This is a genomic window from Myxococcus sp. SDU36 (assembly GCF_030168875.1).
GTDB classification, from domain to species: domain Bacteria; phylum Myxococcota; class Myxococcia; order Myxococcales; family Myxococcaceae; genus Myxococcus; species Myxococcus vastator.
In genome coordinates, this window is record NZ_CP077414.1 from 5,432,160 (window position 1) to 5,453,065 (window position 20,906).

15 protein-coding genes are annotated in these 20,906 nt (G+C 70.6%); 11 read left to right on the forward strand and 4 right to left on the reverse strand.

Annotated features, from left to right (window positions below; all coding sequences use genetic code 11):
- Window positions 1-4: 4 nt before the first annotated feature.
- From KGD87_RS21705 to KGD87_RS21740, 8 genes are all read left to right on the forward strand, one after another.
- Window positions 5-985, forward strand: a complete 981-nt coding sequence (locus tag KGD87_RS21705; RefSeq protein WP_284662287.1) for an ABC transporter permease — start codon at window positions 5-7, stop codon at window positions 983-985.
- A complete protein-coding gene (locus KGD87_RS21710) occupies window positions 978-2,738 on the forward strand; it encodes a dipeptide/oligopeptide/nickel ABC transporter permease/ATP-binding protein (protein ID WP_284662288.1) in 1,761 nt (586 codons plus the stop codon). Before KGD87_RS21705 ends, KGD87_RS21710 begins: the two co-directional genes overlap by 8 nt.
- On the forward strand, window positions 2,735-3,730 hold the full coding sequence (locus KGD87_RS21715) for an ABC transporter ATP-binding protein (RefSeq protein WP_284662289.1): 996 nt from the start codon (window positions 2,735-2,737) through the stop codon (window positions 3,728-3,730). The genes KGD87_RS21710 and KGD87_RS21715 overlap by 4 nt, the downstream gene beginning before the upstream one ends.
- Window positions 3,711-5,081 (forward strand): GH1 family beta-glucosidase, encoded by a 1,371-nt coding sequence (locus KGD87_RS21720; protein ID WP_284662290.1) that lies wholly within the window; start codon window positions 3,711-3,713, stop codon window positions 5,079-5,081. The genes KGD87_RS21715 and KGD87_RS21720 overlap by 20 nt, the downstream gene beginning before the upstream one ends.
- Window positions 5,078-8,392, forward strand: a complete 3,315-nt coding sequence (locus tag KGD87_RS21725) for a glycoside hydrolase family 2 TIM barrel-domain containing protein (protein ID WP_284662291.1) — start codon at window positions 5,078-5,080, stop codon at window positions 8,390-8,392. The genes KGD87_RS21720 and KGD87_RS21725 overlap by 4 nt, the downstream gene beginning before the upstream one ends.
- Window positions 8,393-8,402: 10 nt before the next feature.
- Entirely contained in the window at window positions 8,403-8,957 is a 555-nt protein-coding gene (locus KGD87_RS21730) for a hypothetical protein (protein ID WP_255217429.1), read from the forward strand.
- The gene (locus tag KGD87_RS21735; RefSeq protein WP_284662292.1) at window positions 8,954-9,598 is read left to right on the forward strand and encodes a hypothetical protein; all 645 of its coding nucleotides are present in this window, start codon (window positions 8,954-8,956) and stop codon (window positions 9,596-9,598) included. The genes KGD87_RS21730 and KGD87_RS21735 overlap by 4 nt, the downstream gene beginning before the upstream one ends.
- 291 nt (window positions 9,599-9,889) lie before the next feature.
- On the forward strand, window positions 9,890-11,515 hold the full coding sequence (locus KGD87_RS21740) for a fibronectin type III domain-containing protein (protein ID WP_284662293.1): 1,626 nt from the start codon (window positions 9,890-9,892) through the stop codon (window positions 11,513-11,515).
- Between the two features lie 19 nt (window positions 11,516-11,534).
- On the opposite strand, the gene KGD87_RS21745 is transcribed toward KGD87_RS21740, so the two are convergent.
- Window positions 11,535-14,315, reverse strand: coding sequence for a serine/threonine-protein kinase (locus tag KGD87_RS21745; RefSeq protein WP_284662294.1), 2,781 nt, complete (start codon window positions 14,313-14,315; stop codon window positions 11,535-11,537).
- 117 nt (window positions 14,316-14,432) lie between these two features.
- Here KGD87_RS21745 and KGD87_RS21750 point away from each other — a divergent pair, with 117 nt between their 5' ends.
- Window positions 14,433-15,434 carry a hypothetical protein gene (locus KGD87_RS21750; RefSeq protein ID WP_284662295.1) on the forward strand — a complete coding sequence of 334 codons (1,002 nt, stop codon included), beginning with the start codon at window positions 14,433-14,435 and terminating at the stop codon, window positions 15,432-15,434.
- Window positions 15,435-15,461: 27 nt separating this feature from the next.
- On the opposite strand, the gene rapZ is transcribed toward KGD87_RS21750, so the two are convergent.
- A complete protein-coding gene (gene rapZ / locus KGD87_RS21755; RefSeq protein WP_284662296.1) occupies window positions 15,462-16,325 on the reverse strand; it encodes an RNase adapter RapZ in 864 nt (287 codons plus the stop codon).
- Window positions 16,322-17,287, reverse strand: coding sequence for an HPr(Ser) kinase/phosphatase (gene hprK / locus KGD87_RS21760; RefSeq protein ID WP_284662297.1), 966 nt, complete (start codon window positions 17,285-17,287; stop codon window positions 16,322-16,324). Before hprK ends, rapZ begins: the two co-directional genes overlap by 4 nt.
- Before the next feature lie 193 nt (window positions 17,288-17,480).
- Between hprK and KGD87_RS21765 the strand changes: the two genes are divergently transcribed.
- Window positions 17,481-17,831 (forward strand): histidine triad nucleotide-binding protein, encoded by a 351-nt coding sequence (locus KGD87_RS21765; RefSeq protein ID WP_284662298.1) that lies wholly within the window; start codon window positions 17,481-17,483, stop codon window positions 17,829-17,831.
- Window positions 17,832-17,879: 48 nt separating this feature from the next.
- The gene (locus KGD87_RS21770) at window positions 17,880-18,650 is read left to right on the forward strand and encodes a YoaK family protein (RefSeq protein ID WP_284662299.1); all 771 of its coding nucleotides are present in this window, start codon (window positions 17,880-17,882) and stop codon (window positions 18,648-18,650) included.
- 1 nt (window position 18,651) lies between these two features.
- Here KGD87_RS21770 and KGD87_RS21775 read toward each other — a convergent pair whose 3' ends face one another.
- Entirely contained in the window at window positions 18,652-20,889 is a 2,238-nt protein-coding gene (locus KGD87_RS21775) for a fused MFS/spermidine synthase (RefSeq protein ID WP_284662300.1), read from the reverse strand.
- Window positions 20,890-20,906: the final 17 nt, after the last annotated feature.

The window sequence follows — 20,906 nt, forward strand, 5'->3', positions numbered from 1 at the left end:
AGCCATGGCCTACGTCCTGCGGAGGTTGGGCTTCTACCTGCTGGCGGCCTGGGCGTCGCTGACGCTCAACTTCGTCATCCCGCGGCTGGCGCCCGGTGACCCGGCGTCCGCCATGTTCGCGCGCTTCGAGGGCCGCGTGCAGCCCGAGGCCATGGTGGCGCTGCGCGCCGCCTTCGGCTTCACGGAGGCGCCCTGGTACGTGCAGTACGCCACGTACCTGAAGCACCTGCTGCGCGGCGACCTGGGCCTGTCCTACGCGTACTACCCGGCGCGCGTGTCCGAGGTGATTGGCACCGGCCTGCTGTGGACGCTGGGGCTGGCCGGGTGCGCGGTCATCATCAGCTTCACGGTGGGCTGCATGCTGGGCGTGCTGGCGGCGTGGAACCGCGGCGGGTGGCTGGACGCAACGGTGGCGCCGGCGCTCGCCTTCCTGGGGGCCTTCCCCTACTTCTGGCTGGCCATGCTGGCCCTGTACCTCTTCGGGTTCGGGCTGGGCTGGTTCCCGCTGCGGCACGCGTACTCCCATGATTTGGAGCCGGCGCTGTCCTTCACCTTCGCGGCGGACGTGGCGCGACACGCCTTCCTGCCCGCGGCCTCCATCGTCGTGGCCACGCTGGGCGGGTGGATGCTGAGCATGCGCAACACCATGGTGGCCACGCTGGGCACGGACACGCTCCGGCTGGCGCACGCCAAGGGGCTGCCGCCCCGGCAGGTGATGCTGCGCTACGCCGCGCGCAACGCGCTGTTGCCCAACGTCACCGGCTTCGGCATGGCGCTGGGCTTCGTGCTGAGCGGCTCGCTGCTGACGGAGATTGTCTTCTCGTATCCGGGCACCGGCTACCTGCTCATCCTGGCCGTGCGCAACCAGGACTACCCGCTGATGCAGGGGCTCTTCCTGACCATCACCTTCGCCGTGCTCGCCGCGAACTTCGCCGTGGACCTGCTGTGCCTGTGGCTGGACCCGAGGACCCGCGCCCATGCGTGACCTTCTTCGACGGCTGCTGCGCCAACGCAAGGCGGCGGTGGGCGGGAGCATCCTGCTGGGCTTCATCGTGCTCGCGCTCATCGGGCCCTGGCTGGTGATGGACCCCACGGACCTGGTGGGCCGTCCCCATCAGCCACCCTCCTCCGCGCACTGGTTCGGAACGACGGGCCAGGGACAGGACGTGCTGGCGCAGACGGTGGTGGGCGCGCGCGAGACGCTGGCCATCGGCTTCGCGGTGGGCGCGCTCGTCACGCTCATGGGCGCGCTCATCGGCGTGACGTCCGGGTACCTGGGCCGCCGCGTGGATGACGTGCTGACGCTCACCACCAACGTGTTCCTGGTCATCCCCGGCCTGCCGCTGGCCATCGTCCTGGGCGCCTACCTGCCCTCCGGCCCGTTCCGCATGGTGGTGGTGCTGTCGCTGGCCGGCTGGGCCTGGAACGCGCGCGTCTTCCGCGCCGAGGCCATGGCGCTGCGCAACCGGGACTTCGTCTCCGCCGCCTTCGTCGCGGGCGAGAGCCGCTCGCGCATCGTCGTCCAGGAGCTGCTGCCCAACATGGCGTCGCTCCTGGGCTCGTCGTTCATCGGCAACACGCTCTACGCGGTGGGCGCGCAGGTGGGCCTGGAGTTCCTCGGCCTGGGCGACGTGGGCGCGGTGACGTGGGGCACCAACCTCTACTGGGCCGGCAATGACGCGGCGCTGCTCACGCGCTCCTGGTGGGTCTTCGTGCCCACCGGCGTGTGCATCGCGCTGGTCGGCTTCTCGCTGACGCTGCTCAGCTCCGCCATCGACGAGGTGACCAACCCGGCCCTGAAGGCGCCGCCGGTGGCGACCACGGCGGTCCGCTCGGCGGCGCCCTCCTCGGCGGACGCGGCGCCGCCGTCCGGCGCCCTGCTGAGCCTCCGCGACGTATGCATCGAGTACGCCACGGAGCGTGGCCCCTCGCGGGTGGTGGACTCGGTGTCCTTCGACATCGCGCCCGGTGAGGTGTTCGGCCTGGCGGGCGAGTCCGGCAGTGGCAAGTCCACGCTGGGCTACGCGCTGCTGCGCCTGCTGCCACCCGCCGCCAGCATCACCCAGGGCCGCATCCTCCTGGATGGCACGGACGTCACCGCGCTGGATGAGTCCGCGCTGCGCGCGTACCGCTGGAGCCAGGTGTCCATGGTCTTCCAGAGCGCGATGAGCGCGCTCAACCCGGTGCTCACGCTGGGGGACCAGTTCCACGACACACTCGCGGCCCACGGGCGGACCACCCGCGCCGCGGCCCACGCCCGCGCCCGGGAGCTGCTGACCATGGTGGGGCTGGCGCCGCAGCTGGTGGACGCGTGGCCACACCAGCTCTCCGGTGGCATGCGGCAGCGCGTGGGCATCGCCCTGGCGCTGGCCCTGGAGCCGAAGCTGGTGGTGATGGACGAGCCCACCACGGCGCTGGACGTCGTGGTGCAGAAGGAGCTGCTCCAGCGGGTGCTCGAACTGAAGCAGCGGCTGGGCTTCGCGGTGCTCTTCATCACCCATGACCTGCCGCTGCTGCTCGCGCTGTCGAACCGCGTGGGCATCCTCCAGGGCGGCAAGCTGGTGGAGGTGGACACCGCCGAGCGCCTGCGCACGGGGGCGCGGCACCCCTACACGCGCCTGCTGCTGTCGTCATTCCCCCACCTGAGCGCCGCGGACGCGCAGGTGCCGGCGGACGTGACGCTGGCGGCCTCGGAGCGCACGACGGCTCAGGCCACCGCGCAGGGAGGTGGCCGATGAGCCCCCCGCTGCTGGAGGCCTCGGAGCTGCTGCGCACGGTGCCCGTGGGCGGCTTCCTCTCCCGCTCTCGCCGCACCCTGCTCAACCGCGTGTCCTTCACCCTGGAGCGCGGAGAAATCGTCGCGCTGGTGGGCGAGTCCGGCAGCGGCAAGTCCACCCTGGCCCGGGTGCTGGCGCGGCTGGACACACCGGATGCCGGCAGCCTGCGGCTGGGCGGCGAGGACGTGCTCACCGTGGAGCGCGGCGGCGCGTCGCTCGCGTACCGGGGCCGCGTGCAGATGGTCTTCCAGGACCCCTTCGCCTCGCTCAACCCCGTCCACACCGTGGCCCACCACCTGGAGCGCCCCCTGCTGCGCCACCGCCGGGCCACGCGCGCCGGACTCAAGGACCGCGTCCACGCCCTGCTGGAGTCCGTGGGCCTGACGCCCGCGGAGCAGCTGGCACAGCGCTACCCGCACGAGCTGTCCGGAGGCCAGCGGCAACGCGTGGCCGTGGCGCGCGCGCTGGCCGTGGAGCCGGACGTCATCATCGCGGACGAGCCCACCTCCATGCTGGACGTGTCCACGCGCCGGGGCGTGCTCCAACTGCTGCGCGGCCTGACGCGCGAGCGTGGCATCGGCATCCTCTTCATCACCCACGACCTGGCCAGCGCGCGTCACCTGGCCGACCGCGTGCTAGTGCTGTACGCGGGCAGCGTCGTGGAGTCCGGCAGGACGGCGGACGTGCTCGCCGCGCCCCGGCACCCGTACACCCGGCTGCTCCTGTCCGCCGTGCCGGATGGCGCGGACTTCCTCGATACGCCGCTGCCGGTGCGGCCCGCCACGGGCCCCATGCCGGTGTTCGGCTGCCCCTTCGCGCCCCGCTGTCCCCATGCGGACGCGCGCTGTCACGACACCCTCCCCCCCTCTCATGTCCAGGCCGCGGACCACACGGTCCGCTGCCACCTCGAATCCTCGAAAGGAGCCTCCGACAATGCGGCAGTTCCCCAATGACTTCCTGTGGGGTGTGGCCACCTCCGCCTTCCAGATTGAGGGCGCCACCAGCGCCGACGGTCGCGGTGAGTCCATCTGGGACCGCTTCGCCGCCACCCCTGGAAAAATCAGCGACGGCTCGGACGGCAAGGTCGCGTGCGACCATTACCGCCGCTGGCGCGAAGACGTGGAGCTGATGCGCTGGCTGGGCGTGAAGTCCTACCGCTTCTCCGTGGCCTGGCCCCGCGTGCTCCCCACCGGGCGCGGCGCCGTGAATGCCGCGGGCCTGGACTTCTATTCGCGGCTGGTGGACGGGCTGCTGGACGCGGGCATCGAGCCCTTCGTCACGCTCTACCATTGGGACTTGCCGCAGGCCCTTCAAGACCAGGGCGGCTGGCCGGCGCGTGACACCGCGAGCGCCTTCGTCGAGTACGCCGACGTGATGAGCCGCAAGCTGGGTGACCGCGTGAAGCGGTGGATTACCCACAACGAGCCCTGGTGCATCAGCGTGCTCGGCTACGGCAACGGCGAGCATGCCCCCGGCCACAAGAACTGGGGCGAGGTGCTGGCCACCGCGCACCACGTGCTGCTGTCCCACGGCCAGGCGGTGCCCGTCATCCGCGCCAACGTGAAGAACGCCGAGGTGGGCATCACCCTCAACCTGTCGCCCGCGGAGCCCGCGTCTCCCAGCCCCGAGGACGCGGAGGCGTGCCGCCGGCATGACGGCGGCTTCAACCGCTGGTTCCTGGATCCACTCTACGGCCGCGGCTACCCGGAGGACGTGGTGGAGGACTACGTGAAGGACGGGCACCTCGCCTCGTCCACGCTGCCCTTCGTGCGCGACGGCGACCTGGCCGCCATCGCCGTCCCCACCGACTTCCTGGGCATCAACTACTACTCACGCGCCATCATGCGCAGCGACCGCATCCCGGAGTCGCGGAACGCGCCGCGCACCGTCCACCCCGAGCCCGAGCGCACCGACATGGACTGGGAGGTGTACGCCCCCGCCCTCACCCGGCTGCTCGTGCACCTGCACACCCACTACCGGCCCGGCCCCCTCTACATCACGGAGAACGGGTGCGCCTACGCCACCGGCCCCAGCGCGGACGGCAAGGTGCATGACGACAAGCGCGTGGCGTACCTGCGCTCGCACCTGGAGGCGTCCCTGGAGGCCATCCGCCAGGGCGTGCCGCTGGCGGGCTACTTCGCCTGGTCGCTGATGGACAACTTCGAGTGGGCCTTCGGCTACCAGAAGCGCTTCGGCATGGTCTACGTGGACTACGACTCGCAGCGCCGCATCCCGAAGGACAGCGCGCACCTCTACAAGGCCCTGGTGGCGAAGAACGGCCTGGATGTGGAGCTCGCCGCGTGAACGCCCTCTTCCTTGTCACCAGCCTCGCGCTCACGCTGGGTCAGGTGCCGCCGCCCAGCGGGCCGGAGACCGCGGTCCCCCCCACGCAGACACCGACGGTGGCCGGGCCCCAGCCCGCGGAGCCCTCCGCCACCGAGCCGGCCGCCGACAAGCCCGTGGTGCCCCAGACGCCCGCGCCTGCTTTGGACGCGCCGGTGGTGCGGGTGCCCCCCGTCACCGTCAACGCGGCGGCGCAGGCCGTCCGCGTCCACCAGGACGAGCGCGGCTTCAAGCTCCAGGTCAACGGCCGGGACTTCCCCATCCTCGGCATGAACTGGGGCTACACGCCCATTGGGGAGAACTACCGGTACTCGCTGTGGACGCAGCAGGAGGACTTCATCCGCGCGGTGCTGCACCGCGAGATGACGCTGCTGCGCGACATGGGCGTCAACGCCATCCGGCAGTTCGACGACATCCCGCCGCGGTGGGTGACGTACATCCACGAGAACTACGGCATCTACACCGTGGTGAACCCGCTCATGGGCCGCTACGGCACGAACGTGGACGGCGTCATGGTGCCGAACACGGACTACTCCAACCCGAACCACCGCCGCGCGCTGCTCAATGATTTGGCGCAGAAGGTGGAGAAGTACCGGGACGTGCCCGGCGTGCTGATGTGGATGCTGGGCAATGAGAACAACTACGGCCTGCACTGGACCAGCTTCGAAATCGAGGCGCTGCCCGGCCAGGAGGACACCGCCCGCGCGGAGCACCTGTATTCGCTGATGGGCGAGGCAGTGCGGACCATCAAGCAGCGCGACACGCTGCACCCCGTCTCCATCGCCAATGGCGACTTGCAGTACATCGACCTCATCGCGCGGCTGATGCCCGAGCTGGACATCCTGGGCTCCAACGTCTACCGCGGCCCCTCCGCCCGGGACTTGTTCGACGAGGTGCTGCGCAAGCTGAACAAGCCCGTCATGTTCACCGAGTTCGGCGCGGACGCCTACGACGCCAAGGCCGGCCGCGAGGACCACCTGGCGCAGGCCGAGTACCTGCGCAAGCAGTGGGAGGAAATCTACTCCCAGGCCTACGGGCAGGGCCGCGCGCAGAACGCCCTGGGCGGCTTCGTGTTCCAGTGGGTGGACGGCTGGTGGAAGTACAACCAGGAGGCCAACCTCTCCATCCACGACACCACCGCGTCCTGGCCCAACGCCGGCTACGCGTCCGACTTCGTGGCTGGCCAGAACAACATGAACGAGGAGTGGTTCGGCATCTGCGCGCTGGGCCCCGAGGACGAGGCTGGCATCGCGCGCCTCCAGCCGCGCACCGCGTACTACGTCCTCCAGGCGGCCTTCCGCATGGACCCGTACGCCCCCACCACCAACCCCGACACCATCCGCGAGCACTTCGCGTCCATCCGCCCCACGGAGCTGTCGCGCGGCTATGAGTCGTCCATCGCGCTGGCCCGGGCGGATGACCTCAGCGCGGTGCGCGTCTCCAACCTGCGCCTGATGATGGACAGCTCGCTGTCGCGCGGGAGCATCGCCACGGTGCGACCCAACCAGGTGTCCGCGGACCACACGGAGTCCGTCTTCTTCGACCTGGCGCTCCAGCCGACCTCGGGCGTGTACGGGCGCGCCTCGTTCAACGTCGTGGGCAACGTGGCGCAGAACCGCCTCAACAACATCTTCTATGAGAACCGCGGCACGCCCCCCGCGCCCGCGACGGCCAACGGCGGCGTGGGCCAGGCCCCCGTGCCCGGCGTGAGCAACCCGGCGGGACAGCAGCCGCTGGGCCTGGACCGGCTCGCGCTGTACCAGGCCGAGTTCAAGCTGGACCGCGCGGACTTCCAGTTGGAGGGCTTCTACCGCACCGCCCACTTCCATTGGGGCGAGGAAGGCGACTTCTTCGGCCTGTACCGCGAGGCGAACTACGGCCCCGCCCTGGACATCTACAAGGGCAACGCGCCCTTCGGCGTCGTCTTCACCGGGAAGAACCACCTGGAGGGCCTCAAGGTGGCGGTGGGCCCGGAGCTCTACTGGGGCGCCAACCCGTCCATCGTCGCCAAGTACCGGCGGAACGTGGGGCCGGTGACGCTGACGCTGATGCACCAGGAGGACATCGCCCGGGGCGCCACCCAGCTCACCGCCTCCGTCATCCGCGAGCGCGTGGCGCGCAGGTCGACGCTGTCGCTGGGCTGGACGAAGGGGCCCATGTCACTGGAGGTGGGCGGCATCCTCGCGGCCCCGCAGCGCGTGGGCGAGGAGTTCACCTGGTCACGCCCCACCGCGGGCCCTGGCTACCTCAACAGCGGCTACGAGGTGCTGCGGGACGAAATCCAGATGCTCGACACCCTGGGCGCCAAGGCCCGCCTCACCTACGATTTGGGCGCGGTGCGCACGTTCCTCCAGGGCTCCTACCGCGGCCTGGTGGCGGACGGCGGTCCGGAGCAGGGCATCCTGCTGACGGGCTGGAGCCTGCGCGAGAGCGGCCGTGGCAACCACTTCGGCGGACAGGCCGGCGCGGTGGTGCAGGTCGGCAGCTCGTTCCAGGTGTCGCCCAACCTGCTGTACCAGAAGCCCCTCATCGGGCCCAACCCGCGCATCGAGGACGCGTTCGACCCGGAGTCGGGGCGGTACTTCGCCGGCGTGCGCCCGCGCAACGTGCTGGTGGATGCCTTCACCGTCCTGGACAACCGCGAGACGCTGGGCGCCGAGCTGCTCCTCACCTTCGACCCCACGCCCGGCACCTGGTTCTGGCAGTGGGACCGCGACATGCGCGAGGACGCGCCCTTCGCCGCGGGGCTGGACCTGGTGTACCGGCGACAGCCGACGTCGCGCGACGCGGGCATCGCCATCCTCGCGGACGGCAGCATGGTGGCCTTCGGCAACGCGCCGTCCGCCCGGGACGAATGGGAGGCCACGCTGCGGGTGGTGACCAACCCGATGCAGCGGCTGAAAATCTTCGGCGCCGCCTTCGCTGGCAGCAACCAGTCCTCCGGCGAGGACGACCGGCAGGTGCGGCGCTTTGGCGTGGATGCCTCCGTGTTGTGGGACACGCTGATGCTGACCACGCAGCTCCACTTCAACAACTGGGGTCCGTATGACTACCACCGCGTCTTCAACCTCACCTATCCCATCCAGCTCGGCGGAGACCTGTCCTACGGCCTCAAGCGTCCGGTGATGGGGACGGTGACGACGCGCTTCGGCCTGCGCGGCCTGGTGCGCATGCTCGACCAGTACTCGGAAGGGCTCAATGCGACGGCGCTCGAGCAGGGGCTCGAGGGCCGCGAATTCGAGGTGGGCGCGTATGCCATCCTGTCTCTTTAACGGAGGACGTATGAAGACGTGGCTTCTGCTGGCCTGCGCCGGGGGCGTCACCGGCTGCTACGAGCCCGCCAGCTTCGTGTATGGCGAATCCCTGGACGGGCTCACGCTCCAGTTCCACAGCCCGGACGTCGGCATCTACCCGGACCAGTCCGTGCTGGAGGACCCGAACAATCCGTTCCGCGCCAGCACGCCCGGCGCGGAGACGAAGTGGGACATCGAATCCCGCGCCGGCAACGTGGCGGCGTTCTATTCGTGGGCCACGGTGCTGGCCCGCGAGCCGGGCGGCGAGGCCCAGTTCTACGTGGGCAACAACCTGCTCGCCATCTACCAGAACGGTGAGGCGCGGCAGGAGGACCTGCCGCAGGTGCGGCTCCAGGCCATCCGCGCGTACCAGACGATGCTCGATTCCTTCCCGGACGCGGTGACGTACGACGCCACGGGCACCTACGCCTACGACTTGGCGACGCCCGCGTACAAGGGCATCGTGGAGATGGGCGGCGCGGTGCAAGGCGGCTGGGTGCTGATGAGCACGGCTGGCGGCGGAGACCGGGCGGTGCGGCCATGAGGCGCGCGGGCTTCGCGGCGCTCCTGCTCCTGGCGGGCTGCCGTCCCGACCCGGGCGTGCCGGACTACACGGACCAGGGCTACAACCGGCCCGACGCGGGCGAGGAGCCCAACGACGAGGCGCTCCCGGGCCCCTTTCCCTATGTCGAGGGCCAGCGGCGCCTGGGCGTGGGCTTCTACGAGGGAGGCCGCTCCCAGGACATCCCGGTGGACAACACCACCGTGCACATCTACCTCTACGAGGGCACCCTCTCCCTGGAGCCCTCCACCACGCGCATCGAGGGCCGCCAGTCCGACCTGGTGGTGCACGCGGGCAAGGCGTGGCTGGGCTTCGGCGTGCACTGGAGCACCCCGCGCAACCTGGATGGCTGGACGACGCTGCACGTGAGCCTCAATTCGGCCGACCCGGGCTTCGCCAACGTGTCCATTGGCATGAACGACGACCAGAGCGTCCAGCTCCCCGCGGCGCAGTACGGCTACACGAATGACGGGCAGTGGCACCACCTGGCCATTCCGCTGGCGGACTTCGTCGCGGGTGGGTTGCAGCTCAACGCGGTGCAGGCGCCGTTCGTCTTCATCGCCGGCGCGGGCCCGGCCGCGGACACGCTCCTGCTGGACAACGTGTACTTCACCGCGGACTGAGCGCGTCCTGACGTGGAGCCCGGCCCTCTTCGGGGGGCCGGGCGCCACGGAGTTGTCATGGCGGGATGGATGCCTTTGCAGGCAGCTGAGACGTGAGCGCCTGACTTTCGACAAATGAAGTACCCTGCCGCTCTATCCAGACATCGGCATGGAGAGGTAACCCTCATTTGAGAAGCAATTCCGCGGACCCGGCCTGACTGGGTTGCGGCATCCGTGTGACTTCCCCAAACTCCTGAGCCAACGTCCCTTCCCCGGGACGTCCCTGTCATCATTCTCAGAAAAGGGAAGTTCATGCGACTCTATCGCCTTGGATTGGCGTATGTCTCGATGTGTGCCGTCTTGACGGGCTGTGCCGAAGGCGGGCCCGGCATGCCCAATGATTTACAAGAGGACCTGGGGCCCGCGACGCCAAGTGGCCCCTCGGGCGACGGGATTGTCACGGGGGAAATCCCTGGCGGCGCCAAGGAGCCCGACGAGAGCGAAATCACCGGGCAGGACACGGTGTTCGTGATGAACACCGAACGCTTCTTCACGTCGGTGGGCGTCGCGGTCCGGGGCAAGGACATGTCGTCCGATCCTCCCGAGGTGCTCCTCCGGACCCACAGCGGCTTCACCCGCATCACCGGCGCACCGTACAACGGGGGCTACCGCTTCCTGGGCGTCCCGCAGGGCGAGTACTACCTGAGAACCGGACGCGTTTATGTCCTCACCGACGAGCGGCACGTAGAAATCGGCCGCAACGCCCTGGGCCGGCAGGACACCGTCTTCACCCCGAGCTACGACACGCCGCTGTCCGTGAACCTCACGAACCTCGCGCCCTGGCAACAGGCCGGGGGGCTCGCCTATGGCAGCCGGCTGCAGTTCGTCTCAGGCAACGTGGACTTCGCGGGCGAAGCGAACTTCTACAACGCCATCCCCACCGGCACGACCGAACTGGAGACGTCGGACGCGGTGGCCAACAACATGGCGAACTTCGTCCCCATCTTCGAGGCCGCCAAGGGCGACGGGCTGTACGTGAATCAGCTCACGAACGTCTTCGGAAAGCCGCTGCCGACGACAGGCGCGCCGTTGGTCGTCAACAGCCTCGTCCGAAGCATGCAGGTGCCGCCCTTCGACTTCGCTGCGGATGGCATCACCCCGCTCACCATCAGCGGCGCCCTGCAGGAAGTGCCCCCGTCGAACGTCTCCCTCGAGTGGCGCCTGGGCGCGTTCACGCCCTACGCCTCGGACGTCCATCCCGCCGCCACGCCTCGCACGCCGTCCTTCTACATCGACGTCTCCGCCCATGGCCCGGAGGAGGGCTGGATTGGCTATTCAGGAGAGGTCCTCAGCTTCCTGCTGCCCCAGGGCGCGTCATTCACCCTCACGGACCGCCTGCCGTACGGCAATCCCTACCCGGCCAACTGGCGACTGGTAGCCAGTGCCCACTACGCGTTCCGCGCCATGGAGGCGCCGCCTGGCTCCGGCGGGCTGCTGCGCTCGCTGTCCGGCTCCATCGCGAGCATGGACTATCTGGAGAACCTGGTCGCGGCGCCCATCGTCCCCCGGCTGACGCCGCCGCGCGCGCTGACCATCGACGGCATCCCCGCGACGTCCCAGCGCGTGGTGGGCAACACCAGCCCCATCATCTCCTGGCAGCCGCCCGCGAACGGCGCACCCACCGCCTACCGGGTGACCCTCCAGCGCTACTCCGAGGAGTATTACACCCTGATGGGCCAGAACTACTTCTACCTGCCGGGAACGGCCACCGAGGTCCGGCTGCCTCCCGGAATCCTGGAGCCCGACACCGTGTATGCGGTGCGGGTGATGGCCATCGACAGCCCCAACGCCGAGGTGACGCGGAGGCCGTTCTCCACGAGCGAGCTCCTGCCCATCTACTCGGCGGATACGACCAGTTCCTTCTTCAGCACGCCGTGAGCGACAGCGCCTCCCGTCCCTAGCGGCGCCTGCGCTGCTGGGGACGGGCGGGCTTCGCCGCCTTCGCCTCCGGAGGCAACGCCTCCAGCCAGGCCCGCACCGCATCGGCCTGGAGCGTCCGGCCCGAAGCGGTGAGGCGCTCACGCGCCTTCGCCGCCTCGGCCCGCGCCTCCGCGCCCTGCCCTTCCTTCCACAGCGCCCGCGCGAGCGCGAAGCCGGACTCCCCCAGCGAGTCCTCCTGCGCGCCCGTGAAGGCCACCGCCTTGCGCAGCGGCACCAGCGCCTCGCGCGTGCGCCCCAGCCCCAGCAGGGCCTGCCCCACGCCGTCGTAGGAGTACTGGAGGTCCTCGGCGTCGGGCTCCAGCTGGGCGCGCTTCACCGCCAGCGCCGCCTCGTACACCTTCAGCGCCTCTTCATTGCGCCCCAGCGCGAGCAGGCTCATGCCCTCCTCGTCGAGCGCCTCCGCCAGCTTCAGGTGACTGTCGCCCAGCAGCTCGCGGTGCAGCGCCACGGAGGCCCGGGCATGCTCCAAGGCCCGCGCGAACTCCCGCTGCTCACGCAGCGCCATGGACAGGCCCTGGTGACGCCGGGCCACGTCCAGGTGCCTGGGCCCCACCGCGGCCTCCGTCTGGCGCAGCGCCGCCTCCATCACCCGCGCAGCCTCCGCGAAGTCCCCCAGCTCCAGCAGCACCCGCCCCAGCAAGAAAGTCACCCGCGCGCGCTTCGGGTGACCCGGCGCCAGCGCGTCCGCCAGCACCGTGTTGGCCTCCTCCAGCAACGCCCGGGCTTCTCGAGTCTGCCCACGCATCAACGCGAGGTTGGCCCCGTTCACCAGCAAGTCGCCCCGCAGCACCGCGTCCCCGCCCAGCCGCTGGAGGGTCGCCTGGCCCAGGCGCGCCCATCGCGAGGCGTGCTCGAAGCGCCCGCGCTCCCCCTCCACGTAGAACAACTTGTTGAGGACGGAGACCTCCAGCCGGTCCGCCCGTCCCGCCGTGGCGTCATAGACGGCCTGCTCCAGCAGCCCCGCGCCCTTCTCCTTCTCCCCCAGCACGGCGAGGAGCCAGCCTTGGTGGAAGCGCAGCTCCGCCGTCAGCGGCGCGTACCGCGCGGCCAGCACCCGCGACTCCACCGCGTTCGCCGCCGCCAGCGCCTGCGGATAGCGACTGGTGTCCACCAGCGCCTTCACCTCCGACAACGCGCCCTCCAAGGACTCCAGCTCCGCGCGCAGCGCCGGGTCCGCGGGCCGGGGTTGCTGGCTCGCCAGGGCCTCCACGTCCGCGCAGTCCTCGGGCGAGGGCAGCGCATACGCCGCGTCCAGCGCCTTCTCCACGCCCGCCGTGTCCACCTGGGACAGGGCGCCCACCAGCGCGCGCAAATTCTTGTGCCTCCGCTCCAGACACACCACGCGTTGGGTGAACAGCGCCTCCGGCTGCACCTCGTGCAGGCGCGTGGCCTCGCACGCGTCGGTGTGCTGCCGCGCCCAACCGCTGGCATAGGCATCCAGCACCTGCCCCACCCGGCCCGCCATGTCCCCCGCCAGCGGGCTGCCCGTCGCAGCGAAGGCCGAGGACAGCCGCTGCCTGGCCTCGGGCCCCCAACTGTCCGCCAGCAGCCCCTCCGCGCCTGCGCAGACGTTGGACTGAAACCACAGGCCGCCGCCCACCGCGCCCACCAGCGCCGCGGTGGCCACGGCCAGGCCTCCCGCCTTGCGAGCCCGCGCGCGCTGCTGCTCCTGGGACAGCGCCTCCAGCAGCGCCCCCATGCTGTCGAAGCGCGCCTGGGGCTCCAGCGACAACCCGCGCATCACCGCGCGCCGCACCCAGGCGGGGACGCGGGCGTCGCTCGGCGGCTCGTGGATGGGCGAGGGCTCCCGCCCGGCCCGCTCCAACGGCGCCGTCACCTTCGCGGGCGCGGACCTCAGCGCCTTCGCGGCCCGGGAGAGCGCGTCGGGGTCGAAGGGGCGCTGGTTGTAGAGCGCCCGGTACAGCGCCGCGCAGAAGCTGAACTGGTCCGAGCGCGCGTCCAGGGACTCGCCGCGGAACTGCTCGGGGGACATGAACGGCGGCGTGCCCAGGACGACGCCCGTCTCGGTGAGCGGGTCGTGCAGCGGACGCGACGTCTCCGAGGCGTCGCGCACGCGCGCCAGCGTGGGCTGCTCGTCCAGGGGCAGGTTGTCCACGGGACGCGCCAGGCCGAAGTCGGTGACACAGACGCGCCCGTCACGCCCCACCAGCACGTTGGCGGGCTTGAAGTCGCGGTGCACCAGCCCCGCCGCGTGCGCGGCCTCCAACCCGCGTCCCGCTTGCAGGTACTTCTCCAGCACCTCACGCCAGGAACGGAGCTTCTCCCGCCGCCAGTCCGCCAGCGTGCCACCGGCCACCAGCTCCATGGTGAAGAAGACCTGCCCGTCCCAGGTGCCCACCTCGTAGATGGGGATGACATTGGGATGAGAGACACGCGCCATGGCCTGCGCCTCGCGCAGCAGCCGGGCGCGCCCGCCCTCCTCGTCCGCGGAGCGGGCCTCCACGCTCAACAGCTTGAGCGCCACCTTCCGGTCCAGGTCCGGGTCATAGGCCGCGTACACCGCGCCCATGCCGCCCTGCCCCAGCAGCTTCAGCGGGATGAAGCGCCCCACCCGCTGGCCCAGCGGACCGCGCGCCAAGGCCTGCCCTCGCGCGTCACCGCCCGCCGTGTGCGGCGCGCTCCGATGCGCCGCGCCCGCTTCGTCCGCTGACACGACCTGCGTCGACAGCTCTGGCGAAGCGTCCGCCCCCGAACCCCGGTCATCGGTGTTGGCCATGCCGCAAGTGTACTGGGAAGCGAGCCTCCTTCCTGCGCGCATGAAGGATTGGCGCGCAACAAGACACACACGTCGCCGATAATCAGGACAGGCGAAGGAAGTCCGGGAGGGTCCGCCATGACCAGGCATGTCACCACCGTGTTCAACTCAGCGCATCAGGCCCTGTCCAAGCCCACCCAGCCCTCGGTGTTGAAGGACGCCCAGGCCCCCATGAGGGCCCCGCTTGTCTGCGCGGTGAGCAGCCCGGCGCCAGCGCCCTCCCGTCCGGAGCGAGACACCTTCCAGGACACGAAGCCCGCCCCCAGGGGCGTGCCCAGGCTGACGGTGCCGGACACCACGGCAACCAGCGAGCTTCCCTATCTGCGAGACCTGGCGCCGGAGAACGAAGCGGCGCAGGCCCAGGCCGACAAGGGCTGGGCGCCCACCGCGTCGGTCATCGCGCAGGACTCGGACACGGGCTGCGGCGAGGCGACGCTGGCCTTCCTGAGCCGGGCGAGCCGCAGCGTGACGAAGGGCAGCCTGTGCGAGAAGCAGGAGCGTGAGGCCGTCCGCGAGCGCGCGTCGCAGGTCAGCGGCGCCCGCTCTGTCCACGCCCCGGTGGACGTCAACCTGGATGATGGCGCCACGCCCACGGAGATGGCGACCGCGCTGGGGGGGCTGGGCATCGAAGTCACGGACGGCTTCGCCGACTTCGACGCGGCGGCGACGAGCAAGGTGATGAAGGCCGGTCAGTTCGGCCTGGCGCTCGTGGACTCCAATGCCATCCTCAATGGCGCGCTCGCGCCCGAGCAGCGGCGCGACGGGCCGGGCCAGCTCCACTGGGTCACCATCGACGGCGTCAACAGCAACGGGACGGCCGACACGTCGGACGACGTGTTCCGCGTGAAGGACCCCGTCAACGGCGAGTACTGGGTGTCCGCCAGGGATTTGGAGCGCGCCGTCCAGGCCGGCAAGGAGCACCACGGCAGCGGCGGCATCTTCGCGCTGGAGAACCGCGAGGACGTGGGCGGACAGCAGGCGCGTGACGCCCTGGCCCACCTCAACCGCGAGCGCACGGCGTCCTTCGCGGACAAGAATGGCGTGGGCAGCAAGCGCCTCAGCCTGGGCGAGTCGAGCTGACCGCCCCTTCCGCGCATTCTGGCGGCGCTATTCCTTTTCCATGTCCCTATCCCAGAGCTGGACGCGGGTGTCGTCGTCCGTCAGGCGACGGGTGAGCTCGGCGGCGATGGCGACGGAGCGGTGCTTGCCCCCGGTGCAGCCCAGGGCCACGGTGAGGTACGCCTTCCCCTCCTTCTGGTAGCGGGGGAAGAGGAAGCGGCAGAGGTCCACGATTTTCTCGAGGAACTGCTGCGTCTCGTCGCGCTCCAGCACGTAGGCCGCCACCTTCGGCACCTTGCCCGTGAGCCCCTTCAGCTCCGGGACGAAGTACGGGTTGGGCAGGAAGCGCACGTCCAGCACCAGGTCCGCCTGGGGCGGCACGCCGTAGCGGTAGCCGAACGACATGATGGACAGGCTGGGGCCCGCGGCGGGCTCCGGGCTGAAGCGCGCCTGCACCATGCGCTTCAAGTCATGCACGTTGAGCGTGGACGAATCGATGACCTGGTCGGCCAGCTCGCGCAAGTCACGCAGCGCCTGGCGCTCCGCCTTGATGCCCTCGGCGACGGTGCCGTTGGGCGCCAGCGGGTGGCGGCGCCGCGTCTCGCTGAAGCGGCGGATGAGGCTGTCGTCGCTGGAGTCCAGGAAGAGCACCTCCACCTGGTGCCCGGCGCGGCGGACCTCGGCGAGGATGCGGGGCGCGTCCTTGAGGAAGACGCCTTCGCGGACGTCCACCACCAGCGCCATGCGCTCGAAGTGGCCGCCTCCCGCCAGCTCCGTGAGCTTGGGCAAGAGCAGCACCGGCAGGTTGTCGATGCAGAAGAAGCCCGAATCCTCCAGCGCGCGGATGGCGGTGGACTTACCGGAGCCGGACATGCCGGTGATGATGACGATTTGTTTCGCGGGGGCGGTCACTCGACCTCTTCTCCCAGGGTGCGGCGCATCGCCCCTTCGGCGATGGCCCGATTGAGCCGCTCGGCGAACTCTCTCGCCGAGTGGTGGCCCTGTAGCTTTAGCAACTGATTGCGCGCGGCGACCTCGATGATGGTCGCCATGTTGCGGCCCGGACGAACGGGCACCACCGACAGGGGGATGTCCACCCCCACAATCTGCAGGTGCTTGTCCTCCACGCCCAGCCGGTCGTACTCCTGGTGGGGGTCCCACTCCTGGAGCTCGATGACCAGCTCGATTTTCTTCTGTTCGCGGACCGCGGCCACGCCGAACAGGTCCTTGATGTTGATGATGCCCAGACCGCGAATCTCCATGTGGTGCTTGATGACCGGGTTGCCAGCGCCATAGACGGCCCCCTTGCGGCGGGTGGCGTCCACGATGTCGTCCGCCACCAGGCGGTGGGCCCGCATCACCAGGTCCAGGGCAATCTCACTCTTGCCGATGCCACTCTTGCCCAGCAGCAAGATGCCCACGCCGAACACGTCCATCAACACCCCGTGCAGGCTGCTGGACTCGGTGAGGGCCTCCTCCAGGAAGGTCTGCACCCGCATGATGAACTCGCTGGAGAGCAGCGGCGTCTTCATCAGCGCCAGCCCCGCCCCTTCACACGCGGAGACGAGGGCCTGGGGAATGTCCAAATCCTTGGTCACCACCACGCACGCCAGCTCCTCCTCGCCGAAGAGCTGCGCCAGCGCCTCGCGCTGCCGCGCTTCCGACAGCGTGGCCAGGTACGAAATCTCCGTGTTGCCGAACACCTGGACGCGGTTCGGATGGAGGTGCTCGGTGAAGCCCGCCAGCGCCAGCCCCGGCTTCTGGATGCGCGAGGACACCACGGCGCGCGTCAGCCCGCCGCCGCCGGCGACGAGCATCAGCCGCATGTCGTAGTCGCGGTCATCGAGGAGCTGGGAGATGCGGATGGATTTCATCGTCAGGGCGTGGATATCACCGGTGGGGCCTTTGATGGGGGGCGGCCTTCCTTGGGCCCTCAACGAGAGGGGCCCAGGTAGGACTCCCGGGGCCCGGCCGCCCCACCGGGCGGTAGAGCGCGGCTTCCGGCAGGCAACGGAAGGCCACGGAAGGCCATTCCGTGGGGCCCCCGCCGCTGGTAAGCCGGAAATCATGTCCGACTGTCTCTTCTGCAAGATTCGCGACGGGCTCATCCCCGCCAAGGTGGTGTACCGCGACGACGCGTGCGTGGCCTTCGAGGACATCAACCCCCAGGCCCCCACCCACCTGCTCTTCATCCCGCACAAGCACATCCCCACGGTGAATGACATCACGACGGAGGACCAGGCCCTGGTGGGCCACCTCTTCACCTCGGCCGCCAAGGTGGCCCGGGAGCGCGGGCACGCGGACGCGAACAATGGCTACCGGGTGGTGATGAACACCCACGCGCACGCCGGCCAGACGGTCTTCCACATCCACCTGCACCTGCTGGCGGGCCGTCCGCTGGGCTGGCCGCCGGGCTAATCCCGCGCGCCCCCCACCCCTGGGCCGGTGCTAGCGTCGGGCGCCGAGATGCCCTTCTCATCGGAATCGTCTCCCGGGAACCGGCGGGCCTATGCGCTGCTGTCCCTGCTGCTCGCGGGCGTGGCGGGCCTGGTGAACGCCACGGGCTTCGTGGCGCTGGGCCTGCACACGTCGCACATGTCCGGGAACATGGCCACGCTGGGAGAGTCGCTGGCCTCGGGCAACGCGGCCCTGGCCTGGCTGGCCGCGCAGCTGCTGCTGTCCTTCCTGCTGGGCGCCATGTCCGCGTCGGTGCTGCTGGAGGCCTCGCGCCAGCGTCCCCGGGGCCGGCACTCCTCCGCGCTGCTGCTGGAGGCGCTGACGCTGGGCGGAATCGGCGCCTGGCTGTCGTACCACCCCGGCACGCGCGAGCCGACGCTCATGTGGGGCCTGGCCTATGCCATGGGGCTCCAGAACGCGCTCGTCACGCGCGTCTCGGGCGCCGTGGTGCGCACCACGCACATCACCGGCCTCATCACCGACATCGGCATCCAGTTGGTGCGGCTGGGCTCCTGGCTGCGCGAGGGCACGCGGGGCCAGGGCGGCCCGGGCCTGCGCCGCCGGCTGGGGGCGCTGCCCACCGCCGTTGAGTTCGAGCGGACCCGGCTGCACCTGGGGCTCGGCGCCGCCTTCCTGAGCGGCTGCACGCTGGGGCCCTTGCTCTTCGTCCGGTTTGGCGCGGCCACCCTGGCGGTGCCCTGCGTGGTGCTGGTGATGCTGGTGGCGCTCGACTTGAGCGCCGTCGCCGCCTCCGGCCCCCAGGCGATGCCGCGCGCCTGAGTCACTCCGTCCCGGGCTGGGCGGACGCGGGGCCAGGCGGGCCGGAGGAGGCCTCCACGTCCTTGACGCTGGAGGAGGGGCCACCGCGCCGGAGCACGTGCAGCACGCTGCTCTTCTCATCCGTCCAGGTGAAGTCGGGGTCTTCCCGCAGGCCCAGCCGGCGCACGCGCGCGGAGGCCCGGGTAAACGTCGGCCCCCAGGAGAACTCGCGGTCCGGGCTCAGCACCATCCAGTTGCTGCGCAGCGCGTCCCCCTGCGTCTCGTTGACCACCAGCGCCGCGTGCAGCCCCAGCGCCCGCGCGTGGGCCAGCGTCAACGGCACCAGGTCCAGGTGGACGTTGCTGATGTGCAGCGCCAGCACGCCATGGGGCGCCAGGTGCGCGCGGTAGAGCGCCACCGCCTCCTGGGTGAGCAGGTGCACCGGCACCGCGTCCGAGGAGAAGGTGTCCAGCGCGAGCACGTCGAAGCCCTGCTTGCCGCCCGCCTCCAGCTCCCGCTCCAGGGAGATGCGCGCGTCCCCCTCCACCAGCTCCACCTTCGCCGGCGTGTCTCCCAGGAAGGAGAAGTAGCCGCCCTCGCCCTGCGCCAGCGCGATGACCGCGGGGTCGATTTCGTAGAAGCGCCCGGTGTCCTCCGCCTCGAGCAGCGCCGCGCTGGTGCCCACGCCCAGCCCCAGCACGCCCACGCGCAGTCCCGCGGGCAGCCCCACGGCTTCGCGCAGCCGGCGCTGCTCGGCGATGGCCAGCCCCAGGCCCGCCTCCGGCGTGTAATACGTCGTGGGCACGCCCCTGCGCTCGGGTGTCACGTACTGGAGCCCGTGGGTGATGGCGCCGTGCAGCAGCGTGAAGCGGTGGTCCTCCGGCGAGCCCACGCCCTGCTCCATCACCCGCACCACACCGAAGAAGTTGCGCGAGGCGAAGCGCGCGCGGCCCTGCTCGCGGGCCATGGTGTACGTCAGGTGTCCGGCCACCAGGAGCAGCATGGCGCCGCGCAGGACTTGCTGCAGCCGCTGCGTCCGCGTCGCTTCGCCCGCCTGCTTCGCCACGCCCACCAGCGCCACGACGCAGCACGCGCCCAGCGACAGGGGGTACTCCCAGTAGGCGCTGAAGGCGGCGGGGGCCAGCACGCTGATGAGCAGCCCGCCCAGCACGCCGCCCGCGGACACCCACAGGTAGAAGGCGCTGAGGTGGCGCGGCGGAGGACGCAGCCGGTACAGCTCGCCGTGGCACACCATGGCGCCCGCGAAGAGGGCCACGGAGTACGCGGCCAACTGGAGCGTGAGCGACGACTGCGGCCCCTGCGTCTGCGCGTGCGCCACGCCCGCGCCCGAGGCGATGAGCAGCACCGCGTAGACGGTCCGCGAGTAGAAGGACTCGCGGGAGAAGGCGAGGATGAAGGTCAGCAGGTAGACAGCCAGGGGCAGCACCCAGAGGAAGGGGCCGGCCGCCACGTCCTGGGAGAGCTGGTTCGTCGTCGCCAGCAGCAGCACCGACGCGCAGGTGCTCAGCCCCAGCCACGACATCGTGGCGCGCGCGGTGGGACGGGGCACCTGGGCGCCGACCTCCGCCGTGGGACCTTCCGTCAGCGGCGTGGCCGTCACGGGCGCGGCCGTGGCGACAGTCGCCGTGTCCGGCTGCCTCATCACGTCCCATGCGCACACCGCGCAGGCCACGGCGAAGAAGACGAAGCCCACGCCCCAGCTCCACGCCTGGTCGCCGCGCCCCACCCACGGCTCCACCAGGAAGGGATAGCCGAGCAGCGCCAGCAGCGAGCCCGCGTTGGACAGCGCGTACAGCGGATAGGGCGAGCGGCCCGGCCGCGCGCGGGCGAACCACGACTGGAGCAACGGCCCGGTGGTGCTCAGCACGAAGAAGGGCAGGCCGATGGTGACCGCCAGCATCGCCAACAGCCGAGGCACGGCCAGCGCGGTGCCCTCCGGCCGCCATTCAGGCCCGGGCGCCACCGGAGAGCCCGCCAACCACGCGCGAGCGCCCAGCAGCAGCAACGCCACCGTCAAGAGTCCCAGGTGGACGCGGGCCTGCGTGCGAGGCGCCAGCCGCGAGGCGAGTCCGTGCGCGTACGCGTAGCCCCCCAGCAACACCGCCTGGAAGAACAACATGCACGCCGTCCACACGCCGGGCGTTCCGCCGTACCACGGCAAGGAATAGCGTCCCACCAGGGGTTGCACGCCGAACAGGAGGAACGCGCTGGCGAAGATGGCGATGGCGTAGCGGGACATGTTGGCGGTCCAGGAAG